This window comes from Streptomyces sp. NPDC005784, from assembly GCF_042871525.1.
In the GTDB taxonomy this organism is placed as follows: Bacteria; Actinomycetota; Actinomycetes; order Streptomycetales; family Streptomycetaceae; genus Streptomyces.
In genome coordinates this window covers 68,563-77,756 of record NZ_JBIAIQ010000029.1, presented here as the reverse complement: position 1 = coordinate 77,756, position 9,194 = coordinate 68,563, and the positions used below count along the sequence as shown (strand labels likewise).

Genomic DNA, 9,194 nt, shown 5'->3' with positions numbered 1-9,194 from the left:
GCGTGAGGCGGTGGGCACGCGTCCGCGTGAAGTGGTGGTGGAGGCGGTGGGCACGCGTCCGCGTGAGGCGGTGGGCACGGGTCCGCGTGAAGTGGTGGTGGAGGCGGTGGGCACGCGTCCGCGTGAGGCGGTGGGCACGGGTCCGCGTGAAGTGGTGGCGGAGGCGGTGGGCACGCGTCCGCGTGAGGCGGTGGTCGAGGCGGCGGGCACGGGTGCGCGTCCGTTGCGGCAGGGCTTCGTCACCAACGCGCTCAACCCGAAGGCGCCCATCACCTTCCTCAGCCTCCTGCCGCAGTTCGTGCCCGCGGGCAGCCCCGCGATGCCGCGGACGCTGCTGCTGGCGCTGATCGTGGTCGTTCTCGCCCTGGTGTGGTTCCCGGCCGTCGCGCTGCTGGTGGACCGGCTCGGACGATGGCTGCGCGGGCCGCGTGCCGCACGCGCCGTGGAGGCGGTCATGGGCGGCGCCCTCACCGTTCTGGGCGTCGTCCTGCTGCTGGAGCCTCTGAGGAGCTGAGACGGCGCTGCACGAGCCGGGGCAGCAGCCCCCACAGCGCCAGACAGACGGCCAGGGTGCCCGCCCCTGCCGCGATGCCCGCGGCGCGCCCCAGCGTCACGTCCACGACGAGCAGCACCGAACCGGCGAACGCCAGCGTCAGCACGTACAGGCCGATGGTGGCCAGCCGTGAGGAGACCCGCACGATGGTGGGTTTGGCGTTCCGCTGGAACAGCGACCGGTGCAGTGCGGCGGGGGCCGTGAAAAGGGCGGCGGCCAGTACCGCCAGCAACAGCGTGACCACGTAGGTCGCGCGCTGCACGGTGTCCAGAGCGGGGAAACGCTGGGTGAAGGCGAGCGTCAGCAGAAAGGCGAAGAGGATCTGCACCCCCGTCTGGGTGACGCGCAGTTCCTGGAGCAGTTCGGCGAAATTGCGGTCCGCCCGTTCGAGGGGTGTCTCGTCGCGGCCGGACGTCCGCTCGTCCGGGGACGGGTCGCTTCGCGCGGACGTCTCGTTCCGGGACGTGTGGGCCGGGTCGGGGGTCATGGGGAACGAGTAACCACTCCGGCCCGTGTTGCACACGATTCACGCGCTGCGTGTCCCCGGGGGCGGCGGCACGCGTCACGCGCCGCCGCCCCGGGGGACAGGGTCAGCTGACCCTGCCGTACCAGACGCTTCTGGTCCAGATCTTCTCGAGCTTCACCACTTCCCCGGTCTTCGGGGAGTGCCAGATCTTTCCCTTCCCGGCGTAGATGCCGACGTGGTACACGTTCCGGCCCGAGTGGAAGAACACGAGGTCACCGGCCTTGCGGTGCGAGGCCGAGACATGGTGCGTCTTGTTGTACTGCGCCGCGGCCGTACGGGGCAGCTTCTTGCCTGCCTTCTTGTACGAGTAGAGCGTGAGCCCGGAGCAGTCGAAGCGGTGCGGTCCCGTGGCGCCCCACTGGTACGGGGAGCCGTGCTTGGACGCGGCGACCTGGAGTGCCCTCGTCGCAGGCGTGGCCGCCTCGGCGTCGGGTGCGACGCCGGGGACCACGAGGCTGCCGCCCACGGCGGCAAGAGTGAGCGCCGAGGCCGTACCGGCCCGGGTCCACAGCGACGGGACACGATTGAGCGCAGTCATGCGCAACCCTTCGTCAGCCGCCTGTGAAGGATGACCTGTCGGATTCGGGCTGGCGAAGTTGCCCGGCCGCAGCTGCGGCTTCACCCCAAGGACCGTCCGGAACTGTTCCGGCGACCCGTCTAGCTGGGTCCTCCACTCCTGCCGATGCACATCTGTCGACCGGTCATCCGGGCGGCGGCAGGACTCGGCGTCCGCCCGGACCGCCCCGCCGTTGTGGCGGGGGCTTGTCGTCGGAAGGGATCTTCACTCATGAGTGTCGGAAAAACCGAGCGGAACCGGCGTTTTGTGGGCTTACTCACCACTCACCCGTTCGGGTGGACACCCCTCTGTTCGAGGGGGTGTTGGAGACATCGACGAGGCCCGCACCTGCGGTGAAGGGTGTCATCCCGCCTTTCTGGTCCGCGTGTTGCGCAACTTGGAGGGGTCGCAGAAAGGATCGTTCACTACGCCATCGGGGGGTACACCATCCGGTCCGTTTGAGTCCCGGGCCGGACACCGCGGAGGTGCGGCGCGTACCGGCTCCCGGGTGTGGTTCCGTCAACTGCCGGACCCGGGCGGCACGGTGACCCGGGCCGCCCGCCGCTCTCCGTCGAGAACCCGCAGGGCCTGGGCCAGTGTCGGGGCTTGCACCTCGCTCTCGCCCCGCTGGTGCATCAGGGTGAGAGCGTCCCGCAGGGCCGCCGCTTTGCCGACCAGTGCCTGAGCCGCCCTCAGGCCGCGATAGGTGTCCCCGGGACGGGACGGGTTGATACGGCCGACCAGGTCGACCACGTCGAGGTAGCGGTCGATCAGCTCGGCCTCGGCACGGGTCAGCGCGGGCAGCGGGGGGAGGTCCGGGATCATCGGCCGTTCACCTCGCGCCGGGCGTCTCGCGCGAGGCCCGGCGGCTCGGGACGATCCGGTCGATCAGCCCGTAGGCCAGCGCCGCCGGAGCGTCGAGGATCTTGTCCCGCTCGATGTCCGCGGCGACCTGCTCCGGGCTCTGTCCCGTGTGCCGTACGAGCATCTCCTCGAGGATCTCGCGGGTGCGCACCAACTCCTCGGCCTGGATGACCAGATCGCTCGTCTGCCCCTGGATCGGCTCCGGCACCGACGGCTGGTGGAGGAGGACGCGGGCTCCCGGGAGGGCGAGTCGCTTGCCCCGAGTGCCGCCGGCCAGCAGGACGGCCGCGGCCGACGCCGCCTGGCCGAGGCAGATGGTCTCGACGTCGCAGGTGACGAACTGCATCGTGTCGTAGATCGCGGTCATCGCGCTGAAGGAGCCGCCCGGGGAGTTGACGTAGAGCGAGATGTCCTGCTCGGGCGCCTGGTGTTCGAGGTACATGAACTGCGCCGTCACATCGTTCGCCGAGGTGTCGTCGATCGGCGTCCCGAGGAACACGATCCGCTCACTGAGCAGCTTCGAATACGGGTCCGACGTCTGGTACCCCGTGCTGGTGCGTTCGGTGATTTCGGGCAGGACATAGCGGGCGGACGGGCTGTCCAAGGCGCGCCTCCTCAGGTCGACGTCTGTAAAAAATGTACAGGACGTACGTCTCTGTGGAAGAGGGCCATGCTCAGAGCGAAAACGGCCGTGTCCCCGCACCGGGAGCCGGTCGAGGGGTACCGGGCGGCGCCCGTCGGCCGGATCTTGCACCCCGCGGAGTGCCGGAGGCCCGGTCTAAGCTGGACGTCATGGCCTACGAGATTCCGGTGACGCAAGCCAGGGCTGAGCTCGCCGAACTGATCAACCGCGTCGTGTACGGCGGTGAGCGCGTCGTCGTGACGCGGCACGGGAAGCCCCTCGTCGCCCTGGTCTCCGCCGCCGACCTGGAGCGCCTCGAAGAACTCCAGGAGCCCGCGGACGATCAGGTGATCAGCGCTCTGTCCAGCGTCCGCGAGGTGGCGTCCGCGCCCCGCGAACGCCAGCGGTTCGGCATCGCCGCGGAGCACCGGGGACCCAGCGCTTCCTAGACACCGGCACGGGACCGCGGCCGTGGTCCCGCCTGCGCTACGGGACCACAGCCGCGACCGCACGGTATGCCGTATACGGTCAGGTCGCCGACGGCGTCAGGGCTTCCCGGGGTGCCGGTGCGGCGCGACGGGGCGAAAGCGGGGAAGCGGGGCGGCCTCGCGGGCCCCACGGAGTCCTTCCGCCCGGCCCTGGAGGGATCACAGGCTGGTTAACGTCCTCGAAACTCCGGCCAACTAGCGTGCCCATCCACGCCACCAGGGGTTTTGGTGGCTGCGGCCACCGGGCCCCGCACGGTCCGGAGCGAGGATGTGAGGTGGGACGCCGTGCAACTGACCCCGCACGAGCAGGAGAGGCTGCTGATCCATGTGGCAGCCGATGTCGCCGAGAAGCGCCGGGCCCGCGGACTGAAACTGAACCACCCCGAGTCCGTCGCCCTGATCACGTCGCACATCCTCGAAGGCGCCCGTGACGGTCGTACCGTCGCCGAACTGATGTCCTCCGGGCGCAAGATCCTGACCCGGGACGACGTCATGACGGGCATCCCCGAGATGATCCACGACGTCCAGGTGGAGGCGACCTTCCCGGACGGCACCAAGCTCGTCACCGTCCATGACCCGATCGTCTGACGGGGGAGCGAACGCCATGATTCCCGGAGAGATCCTGTTCGCCGAGGAGCCCGTCGTCTTCAACGAGGGCCGTGAGGTCACCCGGCTGACGGTCCTCAACGCAGCCGACCGCCCCGTCCAGGTCGGATCCCACTATCACTTCGCCGAGGCCAATCCCGGTCTGGACTTCGACCGCGGCGCCGCGCGCGGCAAGCGGCTCAACGTCGCCGCCGGCACCGCCGTGCGCTTCGAGCCCGGCATACCCGTCGACGTCGAACTCGTCCCGCTCGCCGGCGCCCGTGTGGTGCCCGGACTGCGCGGTGAGACCGGAGGTCCCCTCGATGCCTGAGATCTCGCGTGCCGCGTACGCCGATCTGTTCGGTCCGACGACCGGCGACCGTATCCGCCTCGCGGACACCGACCTGCTGATCGAGATCGAGGAGGACCGTTCCGGCGGGCCCGGCCTCGCCGGCGACGAGGCGGTGTTCGGCGGAGGCAAGGTCATCCGCGAATCCATGGGCCAGGCACGCGCTACGCGCGCAGACGGCACCCCGGACACGGTCGTCACCGGCGTCGTGATCGTCGACCACTGGGGGATCGTCAAGGCCGACGTCGGCATCCGCGACGGCCGGATCTCCGGCATCGGCAAGGCCGGCAACCCGGACACCATGGACGGTGTCCATCCCGACCTGGTGATCGGCCCCGAGACCGAGATCATCGCGGGCAACGGGCGGATCCTGACCGCGGGCGCCATCGACGCGCACGTCCATCTGATCTGTCCGCAGATCGCCGACGAGGCCCTCGCCTCCGGCATCACGACGCTCGTCGGCGGTGGCACGGGTCCCGCCGAGGGCTCCAAGGCGACCACCGTCACGCCCGGTCCCTGGCATCTGGCCCGGATGCTGGAGGCGATGGAGGGGTACCCGCTCAACTTCGGTCTGCTCGGCAAGGGCAACACCGTCTCGCACGAGGCGATGCTGTCGCAGATCCGGGGCGGCGCGCTCGGCCTGAAGATCCACGAGGACTGGGGCTCCACGCCCGCCGCGATCGACGCCGCGCTCACCGTCGCCGACCGCACCGGCATCCAGGTCGCCATCCACACCGACACGCTCAACGAGGCCGGGTTCGTCGCCGACACCCTCGCCGCCATCGCGGGACGGGGCATCCACGCGTACCACACGGAGGGTGCGGGTGGCGGGCACGCGCCGGACATCATGTCCGTGGTCTCAGAGTCGTACGTGCTGCCCAGCTCCACCAACCCGACCCGGCCCTACACCGTCAACACCGCCGAGGAACACCTCGACATGCTGATGGTCTGCCACCACCTGAACCCGGCGGTGCCGGAGGACCTGGCCTTCGCCGAGTCCCGTATCCGGCCGTCGACCATCGGGGCCGAGGACATACTCCACGACCTCGGCGCCATCTCGATCATCTCCTCCGACTCCCAGGCCATGGGCCGTGTCGGCGAGGTCATCATGCGGACCTGGCAGACGGCCCATGTGATGAAGCGGCGCCGGGGCGCGCTGCCGGGTGACGGCCGCGCGGACAACCATCGTGTACGTCGTTATGTCGCCAAATACACGATCAACCCGGCGCTGGCGCAAGGGCTCGCCCGCGAGATCGGCTCCGTGGAGACCGGCAAGCTCGCGGACCTGGTGCTGTGGGAACCCGCGTTCTTCGGGGTCAAGCCGCACCTCGTCATCAAGGGCGGAATGATCGCGTACGCGCAGATGGGCGACGCCAACGCGTCCATCCCCACGCCGCAACCGGTCCTGCCCCGGCCGATGTTCGGGGCGATCGGGCGGGCCCCGGCCGCGAACTCGTTCAACTTCGTGGCACCGCTGGCCATCGAGGACGGGTTGCCGGAGCGGCTCTCGCTCGGCAAGCGGTTCGTCGCCATCGAGTCGACGCGGGCGGTGACCAAGGCCGACATGCGGGAGAACGACGCACGGCCCGAGGTGCGGATCGACCCCGACAGCTTCGCCGTGCACATCGACGGGGAGCTCGTCGAGGCCACTCCGGCCGCCGAACTGCCCATGGCCCAGCGTTACTTCCTCTTCTGATGTCCCGGGCTGCGCTTCTCGTCCTGGCCGACGGCCGCTTTCCCGCCGGAGGGCACGCGCACTCCGGCGGAGCCGAGGCGGCCGTCAAGGCCGGGCGGATCACCGGAGCGGCGACCCTTGAGGACTTCTGCAGGGGCCGGTTGCACACCACCGGACTCGTCGCGGCCGCACTGGCCGCGGCGGGTGCGCTCGGGGTCGATCCGCAGGCCCTGGACGCGGCCGCCGACGCGCGCACGCCGTCCCTCGCGCTGCGGGTCGCCGCGCGCCGGCTGGGCAGACAGCTGATGCGGGCGGCCAGAGCGACCTGGCCGTCCGCCGAACTCGACGCGCTGGCACGGGAGTTCCCCAAGGGTGCCCATCAGCCGGTCGTGCTGGGTGTGGCGGCGCGGGCCGCCGGCCTGGGGCCCGAGGACGCCGCGTACTGCTCGGCGTACGAGTGTGTCAGCGGGCCGGCGTCGGCGACGGTGCGGTTGCTGAGTCTCGATCCGTTCGACGCGACGGCCGCGCTGGCCCGGCTCGCGCCGGAGCTGGATGTCGTCGCCCACGCGGCGGCGAGTGCGGCGCGGCGGGTCCTCGACTACGGGGTCGAGGCTCTCCCTGCCGCGTCGGCGCCGCTGCTGGAGATCGGCGCGGAGGCGCATGCGGCCTGGCCGGTACGTCTCTTCGCGTCGTAGACGCCGCGGGCTCCCAGCTCGCCGGGAGCCTGCGGGCTCCCAGACTGCTGGGCACCACAGACCGCTCAGACTGCTGGGAGTCTGCGGGACTTCACAGTGCTGGGAGTCTGCGGGACTTCACAGTGCTGGGAGTCTGCGGGACTTCACAGTGCTGGGAGTCTGCGGGACTTCACAGTGCTGGGAGGCCGCGGGACTTCACAGTGCAGGGGGACTGCGGGACTTCACAGCGCAAGGAGTCCAAAGGCCTTCGCGGCGCGGAGGTTCCGTGGGACTTCGCGTCCCAGGGAGTCTTCGGCCTCCGCGGCGCGGGGAGTCCGCGGACCTTCGCGTCCCAGAGGAGTCCACGGACGATCGCGGCGCGGGGTGTCCGCGGACCTTCGCGTCGCGGAGATTCCGCGGATCTTCGTATCGCGGGGAGTCTGCGGGCCTTCGGGTCGCGGGGAGTCCATGGATCCTTGCGTCGCTGGGATTCCGCGGGGCTCCGCAGCACAGCAAACCCGCGGGGAAGCCGCCCTCCGACGCGGCCACCCCTTGCCCGCACCCCTTCCCGGAGGTGTCGGTCCCACTCGATTCGTCAGGGGACCCATAGCCTCCGGGGCAGCCGCCCCCAACCCCGCCGCCCGCCCCGAAAAGCCTGGTCCGCGAACGCCGGACGGGTCGCCTCGGGCCGGCGCGGACCGAACGAAGCTGGAGCCGAACCGTGCATCTCGACCACACCCATGACGGGCCGTCCGCGATCAGCGCCGATGCCCACCGGCCCGACGGTACGCGCCGCGCCCTGCGCATAGGGCTCGGCGGACCCGTCGGATCCGGGAAGACCGCCACCGTCGCCGCGCTCTGCCGGGCGCTGCGCGACGAGCTCTCCCTCGCCGTCGTCACCAACGACATCTACACCCGCGAGGACGCCGAATTCCTGCTGCGGGAAGCGGTGCTGCCGCCCGAGCGGATCACCGCCGTCGAGACGGGCGCCTGTCCGCACACCGCGATCCGGGACGACATCTCCGCGAACCTGGAAGCGGTCGAGGACCTGGAGGACGAGATCGGGCCGCTGGATCTGATCCTCGTGGAGTCCGGCGGCGACAACCTCACCGCGACCTTCTCCAAGGGGCTGGTCGACGCGCAGATCTTCGTGATCGACGTCGCGGGCGGGGACGATATCCCGCGCAAGGGGGGACCCGGGGTCACGACGGCCGACCTGCTCGTCGTGAACAAGACCGACCTGGCGCCGTACGTCGGCTCCGACCTGGGACGGATGGCGACCGATGCCAAGGCGCAGCGGGCCGAACTGCCCGTGGTCTTCCAGTCGCTCAGGACGGAGAGCGGCGTCACGGCGGTCGCCGGCTGGGTGCGGGAGCGGCTCGCGGCGTGGACGGCATGACGACGGCGGGAGTGCGCGCCACCGCGCGGATCGAGGCCAGGGACGACGGCCGGGGCGGGACCTCGCTGCCGATGCTGGACGGGGAGGGGCCGCTCGCCCTGCGCCGGATCCGGAGCAGCGGGTCCGAGGCTCGCGTGATGCTGGTCGGGGCGATGAGCGGACCGCTCGGCGGTGATCACCTCGCCGTCGAGGCGCGGGTCGGTCCGGGCGCGCGGCTGCGGGTCGGTTCGGCCGCCGCCACCATCGCCCTCCCGGGACAGGCCAAGGGCGAGGCCCGCTACGACGTACGCCTCGACGTCGCCGACGGAGGTGAACTGTCCTGGCTGCCGGAGCAGTTGATCTCGGCCGGGGGCAGTGAACTGTCCGTCTCCTCGCGCGTCGAACTCCGGGGCGACGCACGGCTCGTCTTCCGGGAGGAGCAGGTGCTCGGGCGTGTGGGCGAGCAACCCGGGCGGCTCACCAGCCGTCTCACCGTTCGACGCGACGGACGTGCCCTGCTCGACCAGGAGTTGGCGTGCGGTCCCGGTGCGCCCGGTGGCTGGGACGGGCCCGCTGTCCTCGCGGGGCATCGGGCGCTCGGGCAACTTGTCGTCGTACGACCGGAGTTCGAGAAGGAGGTGCCGGTGGCGCGTCTGCTGGGCGAGTACGCCGCGCTCACCCCGCTCGTCGGGCCGGCCGTGCTCGTGACCGCGCTCGCCCCCGACGCGCTAGTGCTGCGGCGGGTGCTGGACGGGGCGCTGCGTGATCTCACGTGACGTCAATTGTCTGCTGCAGAAGGTGTATTCACGCCAGGTTCACCGCTCAACGGAACACGGCATACCGGCTATCGGATTGGTAAAGAACACCGGTCACGTCTGTTGCCAGGGACCTCACAGCAGAAAGGATCCCCGTATCCATCGCAAC

At 70.7% G+C, this 9,194-nt stretch carries 12 protein-coding genes and 1 riboswitch; of the genes, 8 read left to right on the top strand and 4 right to left on the bottom strand.

From position 1 onward, the window contains the following. Positions 1-514 (top strand): LysE family translocator (locus tag ACFYR3_RS33420; protein WP_389285658.1); only part of this gene is annotated, 514 nt, incomplete at its 5' end. Here ACFYR3_RS33420 and ACFYR3_RS33415 read toward each other — a convergent pair. The 4 genes from ACFYR3_RS33415 to ACFYR3_RS33400 all read right to left on the bottom strand — a co-directional run bounded on the left by ACFYR3_RS33415 (position 468) and on the right by ACFYR3_RS33400 (position 3,103). Next, positions 468-1,040 carry a DUF6328 family protein gene (locus ACFYR3_RS33415; RefSeq protein WP_355838619.1) on the bottom strand — a complete coding sequence of 191 codons (573 nt, stop codon included), beginning with the start codon at positions 1,038-1,040 and terminating at the stop codon, positions 468-470. The genes ACFYR3_RS33420 and ACFYR3_RS33415 overlap by 47 nt on opposite strands. A 103-nt stretch (positions 1,041-1,143) precedes the next feature. After that, entirely contained in the window at positions 1,144-1,617 is a 474-nt protein-coding gene (locus ACFYR3_RS33410; protein WP_355838622.1) for a C40 family peptidase, read from the bottom strand. 3 nt (positions 1,618-1,620) lie between these two features. Next, positions 1,621-1,807, bottom strand: a riboswitch (cyclic di-AMP (ydaO/yuaA leader). A 347-nt stretch (positions 1,808-2,154) separates the two neighbouring features. Continuing rightward, complete coding sequence (locus ACFYR3_RS33405; protein ID WP_355838625.1) at positions 2,155-2,460, bottom strand: hypothetical protein; 306 nt, start codon at positions 2,458-2,460, stop codon at positions 2,155-2,157. A gap of 7 nt (positions 2,461-2,467) precedes the next feature. Then, positions 2,468-3,103 (bottom strand): ATP-dependent Clp protease proteolytic subunit, encoded by a 636-nt coding sequence (locus ACFYR3_RS33400; RefSeq protein ID WP_355838627.1) that lies wholly within the window; start codon positions 3,101-3,103, stop codon positions 2,468-2,470. Positions 3,104-3,291: 188 nt separating this feature from the next. Between ACFYR3_RS33400 and ACFYR3_RS33395 the strand changes: the two genes are divergently transcribed. The 7 genes from ACFYR3_RS33395 (at position 3,292) to ACFYR3_RS33365 (ending at position 9,046) form a co-directional block, all read left to right on the top strand. Beyond that, entirely contained in the window at positions 3,292-3,570 is a 279-nt protein-coding gene (locus ACFYR3_RS33395) for a type II toxin-antitoxin system Phd/YefM family antitoxin (RefSeq protein ID WP_355838630.1), read from the top strand. A 324-nt stretch (positions 3,571-3,894) separates the two neighbouring features. Then, positions 3,895-4,197, top strand: coding sequence for an urease subunit gamma (locus ACFYR3_RS33390; protein WP_355838633.1), 303 nt, complete (start codon positions 3,895-3,897; stop codon positions 4,195-4,197). Between the two features lie 16 nt (positions 4,198-4,213). Then, positions 4,214-4,525, top strand: a complete 312-nt coding sequence (locus tag ACFYR3_RS33385) for an urease subunit beta (protein ID WP_261704238.1) — start codon at positions 4,214-4,216, stop codon at positions 4,523-4,525. Further along, positions 4,518-6,239, top strand: a complete 1,722-nt coding sequence (locus tag ACFYR3_RS33380; RefSeq protein WP_355838637.1) for an urease subunit alpha — start codon at positions 4,518-4,520, stop codon at positions 6,237-6,239. Before ACFYR3_RS33385 ends, ACFYR3_RS33380 begins: the two co-directional genes overlap by 8 nt. Beyond that, positions 6,239-6,913, top strand: coding sequence for an urease accessory UreF family protein (locus ACFYR3_RS33375; protein ID WP_355838640.1), 675 nt, complete (start codon positions 6,239-6,241; stop codon positions 6,911-6,913). Before ACFYR3_RS33380 ends, ACFYR3_RS33375 begins: the two co-directional genes overlap by 1 nt. A 700-nt stretch (positions 6,914-7,613) precedes the next feature. Continuing rightward, a complete protein-coding gene (gene ureG / locus ACFYR3_RS33370) occupies positions 7,614-8,291 on the top strand; it encodes an urease accessory protein UreG (protein WP_355838643.1) in 678 nt (225 codons plus the stop codon). Further along, positions 8,288-9,046: an urease accessory protein UreD gene (locus ACFYR3_RS33365; RefSeq protein WP_389285722.1), complete on the top strand. Its 759-nt coding sequence runs from the start codon at positions 8,288-8,290 to the stop codon at positions 9,044-9,046. Before ureG ends, ACFYR3_RS33365 begins: the two co-directional genes overlap by 4 nt. The last annotated feature ends 148 nt before the right edge of the window (positions 9,047-9,194 follow it).

Coding starts and splice junctions, on each gene's coding strand:
- ACFYR3_RS33365 (WP_389285722.1), top strand. CDS start 8,288: ATGACGACGGCGGGAGTGCGCGCCACCGCGCGGATCGAGGCCAGGGAC.
- ACFYR3_RS33410 (WP_355838622.1), bottom strand. CDS start 1,617: ATGACTGCGCTCAATCGTGTCCCGTCGCTGTGGACCCGGGCCGGTACG.
- ACFYR3_RS33375 (WP_355838640.1), top strand. CDS start 6,239: ATGTCCCGGGCTGCGCTTCTCGTCCTGGCCGACGGCCGCTTTCCCGCC.
- ACFYR3_RS33395 (WP_355838630.1), top strand. CDS start 3,292: ATGGCCTACGAGATTCCGGTGACGCAAGCCAGGGCTGAGCTCGCCGAA.
- ACFYR3_RS33415 (WP_355838619.1), bottom strand. CDS start 1,040: ATGACCCCCGACCCGGCCCACACGTCCCGGAACGAGACGTCCGCGCGA.
- ACFYR3_RS33385 (WP_261704238.1), top strand. CDS start 4,214: ATGATTCCCGGAGAGATCCTGTTCGCCGAGGAGCCCGTCGTCTTCAAC.
- ACFYR3_RS33405 (WP_355838625.1), bottom strand. CDS start 2,460: ATGATCCCGGACCTCCCCCCGCTGCCCGCGCTGACCCGTGCCGAGGCC.
- ACFYR3_RS33380 (WP_355838637.1), top strand. CDS start 4,518: ATGCCTGAGATCTCGCGTGCCGCGTACGCCGATCTGTTCGGTCCGACG.